The organism is Rubidibacter lacunae KORDI 51-2 (assembly GCF_000473895.1).
GTDB classification, from domain to species: domain Bacteria; phylum Cyanobacteriota; class Cyanobacteriia; order Cyanobacteriales; family Rubidibacteraceae; genus Rubidibacter; species Rubidibacter lacunae.
Window position 1 is genome coordinate 98,913 of sequence record NZ_ASSJ01000081.1, and the last position, 19,388, is coordinate 118,300.

Consider the following 19,388-nt stretch of genomic DNA (forward strand, 5'->3'; position numbering starts at 1 on the left):
GTCAAGCGATCGCGACTCGTTTAGGGTTGGCAGCTTGCCCGTGTGCCTCGTACGCGAGGTCGCTCCAGTCGCGCTAGTTCATTCCCCAGACAGGCCGTAGATATCCTGACAGCAACCAGTCCGGTGCAAACGACTCAATTTTTAAGTCGGTCAGGGCTAATGCTTTCTCCATACTTGTTATGCCCAGATCGCCTACGGGCGATGGGGCTGTCGCACCGCCTACGATCTTTGGCGCAATGAAAGCTAGCACCTTTTGCACCGCACCTGCCGCGATCGCTGCCGCTGCCAGGGTGCCGCCGCATTCCCACAGCACCCGCGACAGCTGTCGTTCGTAGAAATACTCCATGACTCGCGTGGGGGTCAGTTCTTCCAGGACGACCACCTCCACACCGCGATCGCGCAGCGCTGCTTGTCGGTCTGGATCCGCACTCGGTGCGGTTAGCACTAATGATGGCGCGACGTCCGTCCGCCACAACCTGGCATCGGGCGGCAGTTCGAGCGTTCGGCTCAACACGGTGCGGAGCGGGTTGCGATCGCCCATCGCGTGGGTCGTCAACAGCGGGTTGTCCTGGCGAAGGGTATTCCCGCCGACGACGACAACGTCAGCCGCTAACCGTTCTTGGTGAACGCGGCGTCGGGCCGCTTCGCCACTAACCCAGGCACTGTGACCGTTAGCTGTGGCAATTTTGCCATCGAGAGTCATTGCATATTTCAGAATGCCGAATGGCTGTTGGTGGCGCGCCCAATGTGCAAAGGCTTCATTGAGTTCGCGACATGCGGCTGCTTCCACGTCTGTTTGAACCTCAATGCCCTCTGCTTGCAAGCGATCGCGCCCACCCGCTGCGACGGGGTTGGGATCGCTCATACCGATAACGACCCGTGCGATTCCAGCTGCAATGACTGCCTCCGAGCAAGGCGGCGTCCGTCCGAAGTGGTTGCACGGCTCTAGGTTGACGTATATTGTCGCTCCGCGCGCCCGCGCGCCCGCTGCCCGCAATGCAAATACCTCCGCATGAGGCTGGCCGGGGCCGGGATGGAAACCTTCACCGACGATCTCGCCGTCGTTGACGACAACCGCACCAACGAGCGGGTTGGGTGAGGTTCGTCCGAGCGCCTTACTCGCTAGTTCCAGGCAGCGCCGCATCATCGCCCGGTCGAAGTCAGAGACCCTTTCGGCTCGCTCGTCCATGATGTTCGTGTCGATCGCATTTGTGTTGAGTGTACGCTGGGTTGCCCCGGTCGCGCCCAACCCCCAGCGTTTCACTTGGGCAAAAACTTATGCGAAATCCAATTCTCTCTTTTGCAAGAATAGGGGCTCGAATCCGGCGAATCGAGAATGAAAACTGTCCTTCGCGACGTTTGGATTGCTCAAAACCCAATCTTCTCGTGAAGTCTAAATCAGTGTGCGTTTGCCCAAGCGTTTCAACCTATGCGATGCCAACGACTGGCGACATGGCTTAGCTCGAATCGGCGGGGTACACTCCAAGCCAAGCCACTAAAAGGCTCTGTCTTTCCTGGGGCACCCCATTTACTGAACAGTGCTATGACGCGCGAACGATAGCAACTGCCGTCTTCAGGTGTGATGTAGATCGCTCGAGCAACCCCGCCGTTTAGCCAGGAGGAGCGTGCCGTCCTGCTGCAGGAACCAGATACGCCTCCGAATCCGAAACACTCCCCCGAGGCTGCCATCTCGGGAGCAGAACCCCGAGTTTCACCAACCAATCTGCTATTGGTCCAGGCAGACGAGCAAGCTCCGTTAGCACGGCCAGTAAGCGACTGCCACGGCAAGACCGCGTCCGCTAGGGTTTGAGTTGTGAGGGCAATGCACCGCGTACGACCAGACAGAGCGTCGATGGGAAAACTGCTAGGGTTGAGGCATCTTTTCGTGATGCGCCGGCTCGCACGATGTTCACTCCCTACCGTTGCAATCATGGACCGATTTGCTTTGCCGGCCGCGGGCTTTACTGTCTTTTGTGACTTCGACGGCCCGATTGTCGATGTCTCCGAGCGCTACTATCGCACCTATCGCCTGTGCCTGGAGGGCACTTGCGCCAAGGCTGTTGAGCGGGGTGAACCTTTGTCCGCACAGCCCTTGGTCAAGACCGATTTCTGGGAGTTGAAATGCGATCGCGTGCCGGATACAGAGATCGCACGCCGCTCGGGGCTGGGTGCCGAGAACATCCCGCATTTCATCCGCTGTATTCAGGGCACGGTCAATCAACCACACTTGCTAGGGCTCGATCGCCTGCAGCACGGCGTCGACCGCGCACTGATGCTCTTGCGGGCAAGCGGCGTCCGCGTCGTGATTGTTACCCTGCGCTGCCGCGACCAGGTCACGCGTATCTTGGACGAATGTGGACTCCTATGCTTGCTGGAGGGAGTCTACGGCACCGACGATTGCACGATCGCCTACCGCAATACTGTCGAGCAAAAGCGCCGTCTTTTTGAACTTGCCCTTGCCGATAGCACTACTTTCGTCGAGTATGCAATCGGCGACACGGAAGCCGATATCCTTGCTGCCCGTGCCTTGGGCATTCCCACGATCGCGCTGACCTGCGGCATTCGCAGCCACGCCTATCTAAAGCGCTATCAGCCCGAATACTTGCAAACCGACTTAGCAAGTACGACTGAGTTCTTGCTCGGGCAGCTCGCGCAAACCCTGTAAAGACGGCATAAAGAGGGCACTTGCACAAGCGGCTCGCATCTCTAGCCTGAAATATTCATGAACTCTTATGCGGAGACCCTAAACCTTTTGCCTTGCAAGGCTTGCAGACGTTTTCGCTTAATGACAGTGCGTTTCTATAAACGTAGATTGGAGCCTAGTCAGAGCAAGGTTTGAGGCTTCGTCAAGATCTTCGTGAATAATCCAGGCTAGGTCACCGGGGTTTCACCAGTTGCGCTGGCTGTGAGCGATCGACGTGAGGGTATCGAATCACTTGAAAACGCTACTTGGGCCTGCCTGCCCATCCCTGCCTATATCAGCTAGTTGCGATCCCCATCTTTCGAAACGGGCTTTCAGCATCGATACGGTACCTCACCCTCCCCCGTGCGGGACTGGAAGTCCAAGATCGACCGAAGATTGAGGATAAGGTGGATGCGGTCGATCTACTTCTCCGATGTAAGTGTTGAGACCCAAAGCAGTTTCAACCAGAGCCCCATCCAGTTCCACAGAGCGGTATTGAGCGATCGCCTCCGCGATCGGTACGTCCACTACGCGGCGATTTTGCCAAGCCACCATGCGACCGAACTTGTTCTGAGCTACCAAGTCTAAAGCTGCTACTCCAAAGGCAGCTCCAAACAAGCGATCCAGAGCCGAAGGAGTTCCCCCCCGCTGCAGGTGACCCAGGATAGAAACCCGAGTTTCAATTCCCGTGCGTTTGGAGATCTCGTTGCCGATATAGTGCCCGATGCCCCCATAAAGGGTCTGTCCCAAGCTGTTGGTGTAACGAACCGGCTCTCCCGATTCAGTTTTTACAGCTTCGGCAACCACCACAATACTGTAGTTATTACCTTGTTCTTTGCGCTCCAAAATCTTCTCGCAAACCTTCTCCAGCGAATAGGGGAGTTCGGGAATCAGAATCACATGGGCTCCTCCGGCGATCCCGGCACCAATTGCAATATGGCCGGCATCGCGCCCCATTACTTCCAACACCATGACACGACTGTGGCTGATGGCAGTATAGGTGAGCCGATCCAGCGCCTCGACAGCGATGCTCAAGGCAGTGTGAAACCCAATCGAATGCTCGGTCGTACCTACGTCATTATCGATAGTTTTTGGAACGCCAACGAGGTTCCAGTTTCCCTGACGAGCTAGTTTGTCCAGAATCGCCAAACTGCCATCCCCACCAATCCCGATCAACGCATCCAACCCAAGTCGGTGATAGCCCTCAATCGCTTCTTCGGACCGATCTACGAGGCTGCCGTCGGGCATGGGAAATGCAAAAGGATTGTTTTTATTGATGGTGCCTAAGATCGTGCCGCCATACCGGAGAATACTTGAAACTCGCTTGGTGTCCAAGAGTTCAGCTTCCACGGGGCGACTCAACAACCCCATCGTTGCATCCTTGATGCCGTAAATAGCAAACCCGTAATCGCGTGCGCGGCGAACAACTGCTCTGGTTACAGCATTCAGCCCTCCGCAGTCGCCGCCACTCGTCAAAATCCCTACACGTTTCTGTCGTGTCATGAGATATCTACCCGTTCATCCCAATGATTTGTGTATCCGATCCTTGACTCTGAAACCTTGCTGACTGACACATCTCCTGAAACCCCTGCAAACCCTGAAATCTCTATACGAGCTTGCTTGGTTTGAGGCACTTGTGTCAGTCAGCTCTGAAACTGCACCTCAATCGGTTGGTCTGCCAATGCTCTGCCAAAGAGAACGACCTGCCGAGAGGTGCCGGGAAGCAGCGCCTTTACCGTTTCAATCCGAACCATATACTAGCAGGATCTCTTACTGCTTTAATAATCTCTGGATTGCGATCTCATCAGCAAGATCTCAAGATGGCAATGGCAACTTAAAGATATGTTTCAGAAAATCTATACTTTTTGTCGTATGGATGCCTCGGGCCGGTGGCTACGCAGCCGCGTTAAATTCCTGTCAAATCCCATCAATTTTTTTAGATCGCTGGCTTACAATCTCTCGATATTCTCCTTTGCTCAGTTTGTGCTGATAAGAGTAGAAATGTCCTCGTCAAGGTTCGTAAGCAGACCGAAAGTCCCGGGCTTGACCTGGAGATTTGAACCAATCTATCCGCATTTCCTTCACTTGCGTTGATCGGTGCGAGTTTTCTGCTCGGGACTTCAAGTCTCTGAGCTATCAGCACTTACTCACCTTTGAGCAGCTTCTTCCTCGTCGCACCGTAGCCTTGAGTTTGTCCGTGACGAGCATTCCAGGTGGACGCTCCTGGGACTTGGGTGAGTGCAGAAGAACTGTCGGCGGCTGCCTCGGCTCACCGGCTCCGTACCAGGATGTCAATGACCTGACCGTGCCAGTAGACAGCACGCAATAGATAGTAAAGCTGACTCTTGATTTTGATGACGACTTCGTCAAGATGCCTCTAATCGGTGAGTCTGAGTCGAAGGCAACGAATTTGGGTGGTGTCAGCTCGGTCCAACAGTCGGCACCACTTCCGAATTGACTCGCCGGTGACCGGGATGCTGCGTTAGAGCATCATCATCTCGATGTTGCGGAAGCATTGGGGGAAGGAATTGGAGAGCCAAATGCAGTAGTAGATGATTTCTGCCGATAAGTGGGGGTACTGGTAGAAAAAATTGCTCATCGGGCGAGGGGATTGCGAACCGAGACACCAGGCAAAACGGTTAAATTATCATTCCTCCTCATCCTAGGAGGTTGGTACTCTCGGCTCGATCGCCTCTCAACATCTACAGGAGTAGCGAAACCCATCAGAACTCTGGGGTTTGCTGCTAAAGACTACCGGCGTCCTGCCCGGATGCAGCCAGTACTGCCGGTCGTTTGCCGGCCGCAGACTGCTGGGCTGACGGTTCTGCACCCGCAGGCACGACACACACCGCGCAGGCCTTCAACTCCGGTTGCAGCGACGCCGGACATGACTCTGGATGGGTTAGTGCATTTGCCTCTGACTGTTCTGCCCACAGCGCGCCCCAATGCATCGGCACGAATACCGTCCCCGGCGCGATCGCCCGAGTCACCTTGGCCCGGAACCGCGCTGCCCCCCGACGCGATTGTGCTTCTACCCAGGTTTTGTCTTCAATACCCCAATCCGCTGCATCGCGCGGGTGGATCTCCAACTCCGGCTCTGGGTGCAGCTTGAGGATTTTGTCGATGCGGCCCGTTCGCGTTTGCGTGTGCCAGTGTCCGTAAAGCCGTCCCGTCGTCAACACCAACGGATACCCGGAATCAGTGGGCTCCGCTAGCCCTCGCGAATGGAATGCCGCGAACTGTGCCCGTCCATCCCCAGTTTTGAATCGCAGATCTTCGTACAACCGTTTCGACTGTTGGTTCTCCGCCGCCGTCATTCCCTTAGGGCACGGCCATTGAATCGGACCCTCTGCAGCCAAACGCGCGTGACTGAGTCCCGTGCAGTCGCAGAGGCGATCGCGCGTCAGCGCCACGAATTCTGCATACACTGCGGCCGAATTGGCGAGATCGAACTGTTCGGTGAAGCCCAAACGTCGCCCGACCTCAACCATGATTTCCCAATCAGGTCGGGCTTCCCCCGGCGGTTGGCGAAAAGTCGGACAAAGCGTCACCACTCGTTCCGAATTGGTCATCGCGCCGGTTTTCTCGCTCCACTGGGCTGCCGGTAGCAGCACATGCGCGTAGTCCGCCGTCTCTGTCGGGTAGTAGGCATCTTGATAGACCGTAAACGGCGATCGCCGCAGCGCTGACTTCGTGCGCTCGATGTCGGGCATGCTCACTGCCGGATTCGTCGCTGCCACCCAAAACACTTGTACTTCGCCGGTTTCCAAGCCAGTAATCATGTCCCAGGCCGGCCGCCCCGGTATCGGGGAGATACTGCCTGGTGGCAAGCCCCAGCCGCGCTCCACCTCTGCCCGATGCTGGGGGTTCTTCACCAAGCGATAGCCGGGGAGAATATGCGCCAGCCCACCAGCCTCGCGACCGCCCATTGCATTCGGCTGTCCCGTCAGGGAGAACGGACCCGCTCCTGGCTTGCCGATGTCACCCGTCATTAAATGCAGGTTGATCAGCGTCCGCACCTTCGCCGTCCCTTCCGACGACTGGTTCATTCCCATCGACCACAGGGACAACACGCGCTCTGCCCGCGCCCAATACCGAGCAGCCTGGACCACATCGTCGATGCGAAGACCGCACGTGCGGGCCACCCGCTCCGGGGGATAGTGACTGATGACCTCAGCAAACTTCTCGAACCCACGGGTACACTCGTCGACAAATACGGGATCGATAAATCCCCAGCGCAACAGTAAATGAGCTATCCCGTTGAGTAAATCGATATCCGTGCCGGGCTCGATGGCTAGATGTAAATCCGCTGCCTCAGCCGTCGGCGTGCGACGCGGATCTACGACGATTAGCTTCACTTTGCGAGTGCGCTTGTGGTGCTTGCGCAATCGATTGAACACGATCGGGTGGCACTCGGCTGTATTAGTCCCGATGAGGAAAGCGCAGTCGGTCCGCTCCAAATCGTCGTAGCAACAAGGCGGTCCGTCTGACCCGAAGCTTTGGATGTAGCCCGCCACTGCCGAAGACATGCACAACCGCGAATTCGCGTCAAAATTATTCGTTCCCAGACAGCCCTTCAGCAGCTTCTGGGCGATGTAATAATCTTCCGTTTGCAGTTGTCCGGAGCCGTACATGCAGATCGCATCCGGACCGAACGTCGAGTGCGCTGCCTGAATGCGCTCGGCAACCCGATCGAGGGCTTCGTCCCAACTGACGCGACGAAAGGGTTCGTCAAGAGAATCCCGCAACATCGGATGCTTCAGGCGGCTCTTGCTGAGAGACTCGCCGATCGTCGCTCCTTTCACGCACACCATGCCCTTGCTCGACGGATGGTCGCGATCGCCGCGCGCCTGCCAGACCGGATTGCCTTCGCTATCGCGAGCAACGGGCTTGCCGGGCTGAGCGGGGGGGAGCACCTCCAAACCGCAGCCAACTCCGCAATAAGGGCAAAGCGTCTTCGAGAGCGAAACCATCAATGTTATCCTCCATTGTCAGCGGTCTGCGCGTATCTGCAGCCGATGCATTCGCCCGAAGCAATCGGATCTGTCCAAACTATTGCGAGGTACCACAAAGCAATTGGCGATCGACCTGTCAGAAAGTTAAAAAGAAATTTATCGAATCGAGTTCGGGAGATCTGGGAAAGCGGGGGTCGTTCGCTCGATCGCCCCCCGCTGCAGTCGTTCCGACCGGACCGAGTCGCTTACGCTTGGTGTGCGTCGAACGCCGGTGCAGTAGCCTCGATTGCCGCGTCCTCCCCTTCGTGGAACTCGGAGAACGAGCCCTTTGGCTCTTTAAGCACGAAGACACAAAGAAAACCGACGATCAATCCAGCAGTTCCCAGCACGTAGAAGAAGATGCGATCGCCCGCGGGATTGTCGGACACAAGGCTGTAGAGTGTCGTGTAAAGAACTGCACCCACGGTGCCGTATGCACCAACGTTACCCGCTATCTGACCCGTCACGCGGCGCTTGATCAACGGCACGATTGCGAAGGTCGAGCCCTCAGATGCCTGTACGAAGAACGAGCAGCCCATCGTCAGCAGCACCGCTGCCGGCAGCCACCAGCCCCCGGTGACCGTCCCCATCAACATGTAGCCGATGCCCATGCCGAACAACAGGATTGCCATGGTCCATTTGCGACTGCCCATGCGATCGGATATCCAACCACCTCCCGGACGCGACATCAGGTTCATGAACGCGTAGGACGCTGCAATCATGCCTGCCAGCTCCTTGGAGAGGCTGAAGGTCAGCTCGAAGAAGGCAGGCAGCATCGACACCACCGCCAACTCGGAGCCGAAGTTCACGATGTAGGTCAGATCCAGAATTGCGACCTGGGAAAACTCGTAGCGATCCGAAGGCTCGTAGCGCTTCTTGCCGGTCATCAAGTCTTTGTTGACGTCGAAGGCTTTGTACGACTGGAACAAGAATAGAGCTGCTAATCCCGCCCACACCAGGTACATCTGGGAGTTATTCAAGAAACCAACGTCCCTCAAGCGCCAAGCCAACAGTCCCAGGACGCCGATCAAGGGCACGTTCATGACCAATAAGAACCAGAAGTCGCGCTTCGTGGTAACTTCCATACTGCCGTGACGCTTGGGTCGCTGGTAAACCTTGCCGGCCGGGGTGTCCTCAGCACTATAGAAATAAATGACACCGTAAATAGCGGCAATAATTCCGGTCATCGCGATCGCCAAGCGCCAGTTCAATGGAGAGCCAGGCGCGCCAAAGGCCAGCCAGCCTGCAATAACCGGCAGGGCGAACGATGATGCCGCCGAGCCGAAGTTGCCCCAGCCGCCGTAAATACCTTCAGCGGTGCCGATTTCCTTCGGCGGGAACCACTCGGCAACCATGCGGATGCCAATCACGAAGCCAGCCCCGACGATGCCGAGCAGCAGGCGACCGATAACCAGCATATTGAAGTCCTGGGCGGTCGCGAAAATCAAACACGGAAAGGCTGCGTATACTAGCAACGTCGAATAGGTAATGCGCGGACCGAAGCGGTCGAGCAGCATCCCGATGATGATGCGCGCGGGCACCGTCAGCGCCACGTTACACATTGCCAGGGTCCGGAGCTGTCCGACTTCCAGTCCGAAGGCTTCTTTAACTGTCGTTGCTAGCGGTGGGAGATTAAACCACACCACAAAGGTTAGAAAGAACGCAAACCACGTCAAGTGCAAGATGCGGTAGCGTCCCGAGAACGAGACGAGATTTCCAAGCATATCTTAGACTTCCTCAAGCCAGAACGTTACGGAAACGAGTATTGCGACCCTAAAGCTCGAATTGTGCGATTGTTTCAGCATCTGCTACGAGCAGTCCGCGATCGCGTCATCCCGACTTTTTCAGTAACCTCAGCTGCCAAACTCCGATCGAGATCGAACTGAGCTTGCTGCCAGAGCGATTGCTTGTGCGGGTCGAGTAGTATGCATGCAGAATCGCATCTACGCCACACGTGGTTGGTACTTCTTGATACATAAAAATCGGTTTTATGCGCCAAATGCATTGAAACCAAATGCCGAATGCATGGAATATCCCTACCATTAAGAACTCGATACAAATGTCGTTTTGTGTCAGAATCTGTGGTGGAAACTCCTTACAGGGCAGATATTTTAGGCGATCGTACTGATGATTCGACCGACCGTTCCTTGCGGATGTAACGCGAGTAGGTGAGTGCCTACTGTCGCGAACTACAATCCCCAAAACAAACCAAAAGGCGATCGCAGCGATCGCCTTTTGGTAGCAAATCCAAGCCCCTCAGTTCCTATGAGAGGCTAGAGTATGTGTATAAAAGTTGTAGGCGATCGTGCGCTTACTGAACTGAAGCTACACGCGGCTGGGCGGCAAACTTTTCGATGAGGATCTCGCTCAATACCCCGGGCAATTCTTCACACGGAATGGCTTTGCGAACGCAGTTTCCCAGTTGAGCGTCCTTGCCAACTTTGCCGCCCATATATAAATCAACGGCTTCAACTGTTTTGCCGTCCTTGCGCGTTTTCGTTCCCATCAAACCGATATCTGCTACTTGCGGTTGACCGCAGGAGTTCGGGCAGCCCGTCCAGTGCATCCGCACACCCTTGGGAAGCTCCAGCTCGGCATCGAGTTGGCGCGCAATGTCGAGGGCGCGGCTCTTCGTTTCGACCAATGCAAAGTTACAAAACTGCGCGCCCGTGCAGGAGACCAGTGCCCGTTCGAGTGGCTCAGGTGTTATGCTGAAGCGCTCCAGAAGCGGCTCGCTGAGGAAGGACTCGAGGCGATCGTCCGGGATGTTGGGGACAATGGCATTCTGCTCGACGGTCAACCGTACTTCGCTGCTGCCGTATACCTCGGCCACCTGTGCGAGCTCGAACATATCTTGGGCTTGCAGCCGACCGACCGGTACGTGCAGGCCGACATAGTTTAAACCCGGCTGTTTCTGAGCGTGGACGCCGAGACAGTCCCGCTTTTCCCAGCAAATTTCGTCTTCGGGAGCGGCTGTTTCCAGAGCAAACCCGCAAGCGCCTTCGATCTCTGCCCGGAATTTCTCAATTCCCCACTCGTCAATCAGCCACATCAAGCGCGCTTTCTGGCGGTTTGCGCGCAGACCGTTGTCCCGGTATGCCAATAAAATCGCCCGGCACAAGCTCACAACGATGTCTTCTTTAGGGGGTACCCAAACGTCCATCGGAACTGCAGCTGCACAGCGTTTTGCAGAAAAGAAGCCGCCCACGAGGACGTTGAAACCGAGCCGACCGTCTTTGTATGCCGGTACGAAAGCGATGTCGTTGATCTCGGCGTGGACGGAGTTGTCGCGCCCACCCTCGATCGCGATGTTGAACTTACGGGGCAGGTTAGTGAATGCTGGGTTGCCCGAGCCGGCAGCTGTAATCATGTCCTGGACGCTTTTTACGAGCGCTCGGGTGTCGATCAGTTCGTCGGCGTCGAGGCCGGCCATCGGCGAGCCGGTGATATTGCGGACGTTGTCCATACCCGACTGCATCGAGGTCATCCCTGCAGCATGAAGGCGTGCGAATATCTCTGGCACGTCTTCAAGGCGGATACCGCGCAATTGCAAATTCTGGCGTGTAGTGATGTCGGCACTCCCATCTTCGCCATAGCGTTGCACGATTTCGGCGAGTACTTGCAGTTGAGCGCTGGAGAGTATCCCGTTGGGCATCCGCAACCGCAACATGAATTTTCCGGGAGTGACGGGACGGTAAAAGACCCCGACCCATTTCAACCGATGCTCCAGGTCGGTCTTGTCGAGAGCTTCCCAACCGATTTTGGCGAAGCCCTCGAGCTCGTCTTTGACGGCGAGCCCGTCCTTTTCGGCTTTGAACCTCTCAAACTTGTTTTTAGCAGCGGCTGCTTGGGTGCTCGTCATAAACATCGCTCTCTTGACTCATCTGAAGCTATCGGGCACGCACCTAAAGTGACGGCATACCGTTACCTTCGCGCGATCGCCCAAAGCAGTTAGGGGATGGTGTCACAGTATGGCGATTGTGTCGCCAAGAAGGTATTTTTAGCTACCGACACCACCGTTTCACCCTGAAAGCGCATAATCTAGACGCAATTTCTGCATCAACGCTGGCTGCCAGGACAGTTGATGCAGAACAGTTGAGGGAAGGGTGGGTGGGACGATCCCTTTAAACTGGGTTGACCGCCCTCGCGTCCAGAAGAGACTCGTTGCGAACTGCAAGCAGGCGATCGGTTGGAACTGTCGTCCGGCGGTCTGCAAACGAAGCGACTTTCACAAGTTGATGTCAGCTCTAGTTGAGGGGCGCAATCTCGCTTGCGATCGCCAAGTCACGCTGGGTCATGAGGGCTTGAAAGAGTTTAGTCGGAACGGCGGCTTCGGGCGTCCAAATACCGGGTTTGCGGAGCCTGCCGTCCAGCACGGCTTCAGCCAGGCTCCCCGTGCCACAGCCGGCTGCGACGGCCGTATTGTCGTGGGTAAAGGTCGCGCGGTACCGAGCGGGGTGACCGTCGCGGATGCCTGTCACCGTGACACCCATGGCAATACCGATGCCGCTGAAGCGATCGCTGAAGTCGGTCATCTGCTTGCTGGTCCGGGCGAGGAACTCCACGGCTGCTGGGTGCTCCAACCAGCGAGACGGAACCAACCGCGCAACCGCCCATGTCAGACGATTATAGAGGTCTGGAACGGATCCGAACTTGGTGATGACGCGATCCACCGTAAAAGTTTGAGCTAGGCTTTCTGTTTCCGCCACGTCGAACCAATACACGCCAACGCGACCGAACGGCGGCGGAAACCTAACCGTCTCGCGATCGCTGAAGGGCAACACTGATTGCCAGCGGCCGTCGAGCCAGGCGTCGAAGGCGCGCTGCAGTCCCAAAAAGGTCGTTCGCATGACCGTCGGTCCCGCACCGCCCGACCCGGCAACGGCGTAATCCAGGCGAATTTCCTCGACGCGCTCGAACTGCTCGACGCCCTGACGAGCAATGCAATTGGAGATGCCGGGAAACACGCCCGTATGCAAAATGGCTGTTACCCCGGCTGCCACCGCGCGCTCGTGCCAGGGGAGGACGCGTCGGGCAAAAGAGCGGTGATCGCTGACGTCAAGGTAGTGAATGCCGCGCTCGATACATGCTTCCAACACTCGACCGTCGCGGTCGTGGAAAGGTCCAGCACAATGGACGACTAAGTCGCACTCCGCGATCGCCCGGTGCAGCGTGGCGCGATCGTTGAGGTCCAGCCGCGCAAAAATCTGATGCGGTCCGAGGCTGGGGGGCTCCGCTCGCCCGGTCACGACAACATCGATCGACGCGTGCGCGACTAAGTCACGTGCAACTTGCTGCCCAATGCGCCCGCAGCCTCCTACGATCGCGACCGCACTCATACGCGTTGACACAAAAATAGTCCGCCATAAAAGAATAAGCGATCGCGTCGGTTACGCTCGTTTCCGGTCCAGCCGTTGCGTTTGCAGTGAAACAAACAAAACCCCTCGAAAGGTCGAGGGGCGGCTTAAACAAGCGCTCGACACCCGCATTGGAGCGATCGAGCCCTACTCTAGAACTTCACCCCACGGTAAGTCCGACGACCGGCAGCATGGGATACGGCGGCTTCGAGATCGACAAACTCGACCTCAGTGCCGCGATACTTGCCGACTTCGACTTCTCGGACGACTTCGAGGTCGATAGCAGGCTTGGTGTAGTGGTTTCCGCGATATTTCATGACGTTCGCCTCCGGTTAGATACGTTTTCGAGGCGCGTTCCTTCAGGGCAAAACCCTTACTTCCGTCCCCTCAGTGGCGCTGGGGAGATGAACGATTCATGTTTCTGTAGCTAATGATACCGTTTGTCGCACGAATGTCAAAACCTTGGGTTTCGGTTTCATGACATTAATGACCGACCTAGCAACAGAATGGAGCGTCCGGACAATCCCAGGGCCGGAAGCCCGGTCGCTCGATTCTTCCGTTTAAATCCGAGGAATTACTTGCAGTACCAGAATCTTCAGTTGAGAATGCTATCAGAATTGCTGCGATCTGACTCGAATAGCGATCTGGCGGATTGTGTATCAGCATTGGGATGCACGAACCAGCTGCTTAAATGTCATATGCAAGCCATATCTCTGAAGGTGCGTTTCCCAGAAAAAAAATTTGCCTGCGATCGCGGGCTTGGGTTTTCCTTCCGTCGCGGCACGTGCGGTTCGCAGACGTCGCGCTCGCTGGTGCCGGGAGAGGTCTGTCGACAGGGACGACCAAAACGGCTGGTTCTAGAAGCGCTCGGCGATCGCGCGCGCGAATTCGGAGCACTTCAGCGGTGAGACCGGCGGCGTCAACAGTCGCGCAAGGTCGTAGGTTACCTGCTGGTGGGCGATCGCGGCGCCGATGCCCTTGCGCACCAAATCGGCTGCTTCTTGCCAGCCGAGGAACTCCAACATCATCGCGCCGGACAGAATCAGCGAGCCGGGGTTGATGCGATCGAGTCCGGCATGCTTGGGTGCCGTGCCGTGGGTGGCTTCGAAGATCGCGCACGTGTCGCCGATGTTTGCGCCAGGGCTCATGCCCAACCCGCCGACGATCGCTGCCGCTGCATCGGAGAGGTAGTCGCCGTTGAGGTTCGTGGTCGCCAGGATTGAATACTCGTTCGGGCGGGTTTGGATTTGCTGGAAGATGCTGTCGGCAATGCGATCGTTCACCATCACCTTTTCTTTCCAGAGACCGCTCCCATGGGTATCCCAGATGGCGGCAAGTGTTGCTTCCACCTCGGCGATGATTTCCGCACGGCGCTCGGGCGTGTAGGAATCGAACCCGGGATCGATTGTACGGGCGTTGGCTTCCGCCGAAAGGTCGGGGTCGCTCTCACGATTGCTGAGGATCCAGGACTCGCGTTCGGTGACGCACTCGGAACGGAATTCGGTGGTGGCGAGCTCGTAGCCCCAGTCGCGGAAAGCACCCTCGGTGTACTTCATGATGTTGCCCTTGTGCACCAGCGTGACCTGTTGCTGGTGCGGAGGCAATGTGAGAGCGTGTTGGATCGCCCGGCGCACGAGGCGCTGGGAGCCGGTTTTACCGATCGGTTTGATGCCGATCCCGGCGTCGAGTGGAATCAGTTTGTTGCCAAGTTCTGGCGTTGCGGGAATCAGCTCGGTGTTGAGTTGTTCGATCAATCGCGTGGCGATCGCGTCGCCCTGCTTCCATTCGATGCCAAGGTAGATGTCTTCGGTATTTTCGCGGTAGACGATGACGTCTAGCTTCTCAGGGGTTTTGTGGGGCGAGGGCGTACCGACGTAATAGCGCGACGGGCGCACGCAAGCGTAGAGATTGAAAATTTGGCGCAGGGCTACGTTCAGGGAACGAATGCCGCCCCCGACCGGCGTAGTCAGCGGACCTTTAATCGCGACGCCGTAGTCGCGAATAGCTTGTAGGGTATCTTCGGGTAAATACTGAAACGTACCGTATTGCTCGCAGGCTTCGTCCCCCGCGTAGACCTTGAACCAGTGGATCCGGCGCCGATCGCCGTAGGCTGAAGTGACGGCGGCATCGAGGACGTGTTGTGTAGCGGGCCAAATATCGACGCCCGTCCCGTCGCCGCGAATATAGGGCACGACCGGTTCGTCCGGCACGACGGGCAGGCTGCCTTTAAAGGTAATGCGATCGCCGGCAGTGGGGGGAGCGATTTTCTCGTACGTCATGGGTCGCGCGCGTCGGTAAACGGCAAAGATTGATAGGCAGCTTACCAGAAACCGAGAAACCTCCGCTCGGATTGCCCTGATGTTCGCGCCAAAGCACTCTGACCGCGCTCGGACCAATCAGATTCGTTAAAGGGGCCGGCCGGTCGCGGTTGCCGATGCATCGTTGCCCATCCCGAGCTGCCGATCGCAATGCCGGGCATCACACTGCCAAGGCTGAGGACGCGATCGCCAGAGTTCGGACGTTTCGCACCGCGACTCGCATACCCCAACAGCCACTACCCAATCGGCAACTAGGTTTCGACTGGATGCTGGCCGTAGAACGGCACGGCGTCAGACCAGTGCGATCGCGTCCCTTGTGCCCATTCCCAACGCGCGAGTTCTAGCAACCCCGTGACGGTATCGCCGAGGTTTTCGGGAGCCTCTAGTAAGCGGATGGGTGGAGCAATTGCTGCCAGTTCCTGTTGCCACTGCTCGGGGGCGATCGCGGTTTCCGTACGCCATGTCTGCCAGGTGCGCCCATCAGACGATCGTCGATAAATTGCAGCAAAGACCTGCTGACGGCGGGCGGGAAGCTGGATGGCAACGAGTTCGTTGGGGGCGGCGTCGGCAACCGTCATTTGCAGAAATGCTGCTAGTGCGGAAAGCGAAAACAACGGGATGTCGAGCTGCTGAGCCAGCACGCGCGCGGCCGTAACGCCAATCCGCGTGCCGGTGAAGCTACCCGGTCCGTTTGCCACCGCCAAGAATGCCAAATCTTGCCACGTTTGCGGTGGCAGAAACTCGGCTAGCAACCGATGCATGTGCACCGACAGCTCGCGACCGAGGTCCCAGACGCGCGATCGAGGCGTTCCGACACCGTCACTTAACGCCAGTCCGAATTGAGGACTTGTGGTATGCAGTGCCAATCCGTATCTAGTTGCTTCAGGCTCGGCCATCATCCGTCGCTCGGCAGCTCCAGTGCTAGATCGATTTGAGCGAGGAGTTCTACCATCGATTGTGAATGGCCGGGCAGTATGTGCGTCGCCACTTGCTGCAACAACTCGATTTGGTCGGGCGCGATCGCTGCCGCATCGGCTTGACTGGCAAGCGCTACCACCGGCAAATTGCCATACTGCTGGAGTAGCTCTTTCAGGGCGGCGATCGCGGTGGCATCCCACGGCGGCATGCCGCAATCGAGCAGTAGCAAGTCAATGCTGTGGTGATGGATCTGGCGGTAAGTTTCCGTCCAGGTCCGGGCCAAGGAACTGCGATAACCAGCCGTTTCGAGGTACTGTGTCAGTGCCTGCAACCACTCACTGCTGCGTTCGGCGTGCGTTTCGCGCGCGTCCGCGACCAGGATATGAGGGGCGTCCTCCTCTCGTGCGGAATTGGCACCAGCATTGGCAGCGACGCGGACGGCCGAGCGCAGGGCGGTAACTTGCGATGCATTTGGAGCCGCAAGACATGGAAACACCGACAGCGTTCCCAGATGGTGCGCGCGTTGCGCCGTCGCCGCATCCAAAATCACTAAAGGTAGGGCTGCCAGCTGCCGGAAACCGGTCAGGCGTTTCAGGTCTGCCAGCGGGATGTCGGTATCGACCAGCACGATCGCGTCCGGCCGCCAGATGCGTGCTAGCAAGTCTGCTTGATCGAGGTCGTCGGCTTCCAGAACTCGATATCCGAGCTGCCCGAGCTGTGCGACGAGTTCGCGCTCGGTGTTGTGAAGGTCGGCAACACCCTTGTACGTACCCACGGTCAGCTGCAGCACTGTAAGGTCGTTTAGCGCGTTCGCCGGCGTCGCCACGATCTCTTGCTCGTCGTCCAAGTAGCGCCGCAGCGAGTCACCATCCACCGGCAAGTTCAGGAATCCGTTAGCACCGCAAGCAATGGCTCGGTCTTTCTCGGCGCTGGTAGAAGTAACCAATACGGGAATTTCTCGGGTACGCGCATCTGCTTTAAGCAACGTCAGGACATCCCATCCCGATAGCTGTGGCAGTAGCGGATTGAGGAGAATCGCCCGCGGTTGGAAGGTACGGGCTTTTTCTAATGCTTCGGTGCCAGAGCGCGCGATCGCCACGCGGTACCCGAGCTGCCGCAGTTGCCCGTTGAGATTATCGATGTACTGGGGAACGGCTTCGATCGCGAGCACGAGCTTGCTGCGCCCGACGGTGCTGCCGCCGCGAGCGGGATAGCGGTTATCCGGTGGCGGACAGGGCGGCATTAACAGCGTGAACTCACTGCCCTTGCCGACCTCAGAGATAAAGGTGATATCGCCGCCATGGGCGCGCGCCAACCGCTGGGCCAGCACCAATCCCAGTCCCGAGCCTTCAAACTGCCGCGTCAGCGGGTTTTCGAGTTGCTGGAACTTTTGAAAAATCATGTGCTGAGAGCCTGCTGGAATGCCGATCCCCGTATCCCATACGGCAAAGGCTACCCAGCCTTCCCAGTGGTTGACGCGTAAACCTACTTTACCCCCTGCTTTTGTGAACTTGAGTGCGTTCGAGAGCAAATGCACTAGCAATTGCCGTAAGCGCAAGTCATCGGCAACGATGCGCTCTAAGCCGGGCTCGACCTCCAGGGAAAATCCCACGTGCAGATCGGACTGACCGCGTTCGATCAAGGCAGCGGCGGCATCGCGATAGGCGCGATCGCAGACATCCGCGAGCGACACCGACTGCGGATTGAGCTTGAGTTGACCGGATTCCAGCCGCGTTAGGTCGAGGATGTCGTTGACCAACGTCATCAATTGCCGACCGCTCTGGTAAATCAGTCCCGTGTAGCGCTCTTGGCGTTGGTTGAGTTTGCCTAGGGTTTGTTCTTTGAGCAGGCTCGACAGTCCGACAACCGCCGTTAGCGGGCTTTTGAGCTCGTGGCTGATGCAGGCTAAGAACTCGTCCTTCAACCGATTGAGTTGCACCAGGTCGGCATTCTTCGCGGCAAGTTCGCGGCACAATTGCCGTTGTTCGCTGATGTCTGTTGCCAACACCAGCCATAAGGGTCCCGTTGCTACCGTTGGTAGCGGGGACTCCCAACCCAAAGCACTTGCTGTCGGGCCGGAGAGAGGCAGCTTCGCAAATTGCCACGCACCGCATGCCCGAGCGCGCTCCCCGTCCGCACAGAATGCACAACTATTGCTGCAGGCTGCCGGTGGGTCGTAAAATGCGGACGCTGAAACAAGTGCGGTTGATGCAATTGTCGCCGCTTTTGCTCCCAAGTCGCGCGGATCGCTCAAATTACACCACTGCTGCAGTGGTGCGTCAGCTGTTGGCGGTACGCCGGCCGATGCGAGCGGGGCTTTCTGCTCGCCAATCAATGGGCAACCATCGCATCGAGGGCAAATTTCCTCGCGCCAGCGATCGTTCTGGGCGATCGCGCGGCCGCTAGCATCTTGCATCATGAGTGGTAGAGGCAGATGCTCCAACAACTGCAGCAGCGGCGCGAGTACTAGGGTCCTGGATGGCATCAGCTCCAGGCTAGACGCTTGCGCGGGGGACAAAGCTGCTGCGAGCGGCGGCGGCATGCCAATCGGCGGCGACGCTGGGTGGGGGGGTGCCAGTAGGGTTGCCAATACCTGACGGCTGTCGAGCAGTCCGAGCAACCGACCGTCCGCTGCGACCACGGCACATGCGGCAGCTGTAGAGTTCACGTAAGCGCCGACTTCAATCGGGGCAATATCGACCGGCACCACGGCAATCGGGTCGAGTAGTGTTGCCAAGTCTGGCAGCGGCGATCGCCCCACATACTTTAGCAACCGTGCCGGGCGCAGGAGCCCGAGGGGCGCTCCCCGATCGTTCACGACGGCGATCGATTCATCAGGATCGGTTTGCAACTGCGCCAGAACCGTGGCGAGGTTGGCTGCGATCGCGCATGTTGCCACCGGGCGAACGAAGGGGCAGAGCGATTGGACGGGGGAAGACATAACGAGCCTGGATGAACCGGCCTTAAGGCCGGGTGCACCGGTCGAGCGGACGGAGCGAATCGGAAAGCGGCAAGACGATCGACTCACTCGATCCGGTCCCGCGAACTGGGTTTTAAAATCCACGTTCGGCCGGACGTTAGCGGTCGCGCGATCGGTTTGCAGGCGAAAACAACAAAG

General features: G+C 57.6%; 11 protein-coding genes, 1 pseudogene and 1 riboswitch. Of the genes and pseudogenes, 1 reads left to right on the top strand and 11 read right to left on the bottom strand.

From position 1 onward, the window contains the following. Window positions 1-73 precede the first annotated feature (73 nt). A complete protein-coding gene (ribD, locus tag KR51_RS15345; RefSeq protein ID WP_040656539.1) occupies window positions 74-1,189 on the bottom strand; it encodes a bifunctional diaminohydroxyphosphoribosylaminopyrimidine deaminase/5-amino-6-(5-phosphoribosylamino)uracil reductase RibD in 1,116 nt (371 codons plus the stop codon). A gap of 741 nt (window positions 1,190-1,930) precedes the next feature. Here ribD and KR51_RS15350 point away from each other — a divergent pair. Further along, window positions 1,931-2,665: an HAD family hydrolase gene (locus KR51_RS15350; RefSeq protein WP_022609017.1), complete on the top strand. Its 735-nt coding sequence runs from the start codon at window positions 1,931-1,933 to the stop codon at window positions 2,663-2,665. A 369-nt stretch (window positions 2,666-3,034) separates the two neighbouring features. Here KR51_RS15350 and KR51_RS15355 read toward each other — a convergent pair whose 3' ends face one another. From KR51_RS15355 to KR51_RS15390, 10 genes and pseudogenes are all read right to left on the bottom strand, one after another. Next, window positions 3,035-4,186: an ATP-dependent 6-phosphofructokinase gene (locus KR51_RS15355; RefSeq protein ID WP_022609018.1), complete on the bottom strand. Its 1,152-nt coding sequence runs from the start codon at window positions 4,184-4,186 to the stop codon at window positions 3,035-3,037. A gap of 766 nt (window positions 4,187-4,952) precedes the next feature. Beyond that, a pseudogene (locus KR51_RS21375) lies at window positions 4,953-5,045 on the bottom strand (hypothetical protein); the annotation flags it as partial. Window positions 5,046-5,427: 382 nt separating this feature from the next. Then, window positions 5,428-7,656 (bottom strand): molybdopterin oxidoreductase family protein, encoded by a 2,229-nt coding sequence (locus KR51_RS15360; RefSeq protein WP_022609021.1) that lies wholly within the window; start codon window positions 7,654-7,656, stop codon window positions 5,428-5,430. Between the two features lie 227 nt (window positions 7,657-7,883). Then, window positions 7,884-9,401 (bottom strand): MFS transporter, encoded by a 1,518-nt coding sequence (locus KR51_RS15365; RefSeq protein ID WP_022609022.1) that lies wholly within the window; start codon window positions 9,399-9,401, stop codon window positions 7,884-7,886. A 587-nt stretch (window positions 9,402-9,988) separates the two neighbouring features. Next, the gene (locus KR51_RS15370; RefSeq protein WP_022609023.1) at window positions 9,989-11,539 is read right to left on the bottom strand and encodes a ferredoxin--nitrite reductase; all 1,551 of its coding nucleotides are present in this window, start codon (window positions 11,537-11,539) and stop codon (window positions 9,989-9,991) included. Between the two features lie 385 nt (window positions 11,540-11,924). Further along, window positions 11,925-13,016: a saccharopine dehydrogenase family protein gene (locus tag KR51_RS15375; RefSeq protein WP_022609025.1), complete on the bottom strand. Its 1,092-nt coding sequence runs from the start codon at window positions 13,014-13,016 to the stop codon at window positions 11,925-11,927. Window positions 13,017-13,186: 170 nt separating this feature from the next. Continuing rightward, complete coding sequence (locus KR51_RS18475; protein ID WP_022609026.1) at window positions 13,187-13,351, bottom strand: DUF4278 domain-containing protein; 165 nt, start codon at window positions 13,349-13,351, stop codon at window positions 13,187-13,189. 31 nt (window positions 13,352-13,382) lie between these two features. Further along, window positions 13,383-13,447, bottom strand: a riboswitch (Glutamine riboswitch). A 444-nt stretch (window positions 13,448-13,891) separates the two neighbouring features. Next, window positions 13,892-15,313, bottom strand: a complete 1,422-nt coding sequence (locus tag KR51_RS15380) for an NADP-dependent isocitrate dehydrogenase (protein ID WP_022609027.1) — start codon at window positions 15,311-15,313, stop codon at window positions 13,892-13,894. Between the two features lie 290 nt (window positions 15,314-15,603). Further along, window positions 15,604-16,251: a tRNA (adenosine(37)-N6)-threonylcarbamoyltransferase complex dimerization subunit type 1 TsaB gene (gene tsaB, locus KR51_RS15385; protein WP_022609028.1), complete on the bottom strand. Its 648-nt coding sequence runs from the start codon at window positions 16,249-16,251 to the stop codon at window positions 15,604-15,606. Next, window positions 16,248-19,211, bottom strand: coding sequence for an ATP-binding response regulator (locus KR51_RS15390; RefSeq protein ID WP_040656542.1), 2,964 nt, complete (start codon window positions 19,209-19,211; stop codon window positions 16,248-16,250). Before KR51_RS15390 ends, tsaB begins: the two co-directional genes overlap by 4 nt. Window positions 19,212-19,388: the final 177 nt, after the last annotated feature.

Bases quoted from the DNA above. Each gene is read 5' to 3' on its own strand.
- ribD (WP_040656539.1), bottom strand. From the start codon at position 1,189: ATGGACGAGCGAGCCGAAAGGGTCTCTGACTTCGACCGGGCGATGATG.
- KR51_RS15350 (WP_022609017.1), top strand. From the start codon at position 1,931: ATGGACCGATTTGCTTTGCCGGCCGCGGGCTTTACTGTCTTTTGTGAC.
- KR51_RS15355 (WP_022609018.1), bottom strand. From the start codon at position 4,186: ATGACACGACAGAAACGTGTAGGGATTTTGACGAGTGGCGGCGACTGC.
- KR51_RS15360 (WP_022609021.1), bottom strand. From the start codon at position 7,656: ATGGTTTCGCTCTCGAAGACGCTTTGCCCTTATTGCGGAGTTGGCTGC.
- KR51_RS15365 (WP_022609022.1), bottom strand. From the start codon at position 9,401: ATGCTTGGAAATCTCGTCTCGTTCTCGGGACGCTACCGCATCTTGCAC.
- KR51_RS15370 (WP_022609023.1), bottom strand. From the start codon at position 11,539: ATGACGAGCACCCAAGCAGCCGCTGCTAAAAACAAGTTTGAGAGGTTC.
- KR51_RS15375 (WP_022609025.1), bottom strand. From the start codon at position 13,016: ATGAGTGCGGTCGCGATCGTAGGAGGCTGCGGGCGCATTGGGCAGCAA.
- KR51_RS18475 (WP_022609026.1), bottom strand. From the start codon at position 13,351: ATGAAATATCGCGGAAACCACTACACCAAGCCTGCTATCGACCTCGAA.
- KR51_RS15380 (WP_022609027.1), bottom strand. From the start codon at position 15,313: ATGACGTACGAGAAAATCGCTCCCCCCACTGCCGGCGATCGCATTACC.
- tsaB (WP_022609028.1), bottom strand. From the start codon at position 16,251: ATGATGGCCGAGCCTGAAGCAACTAGATACGGATTGGCACTGCATACC.
- KR51_RS15390 (WP_040656542.1), bottom strand. From the start codon at position 19,211: ATGTCTTCCCCCGTCCAATCGCTCTGCCCCTTCGTTCGCCCGGTGGCA.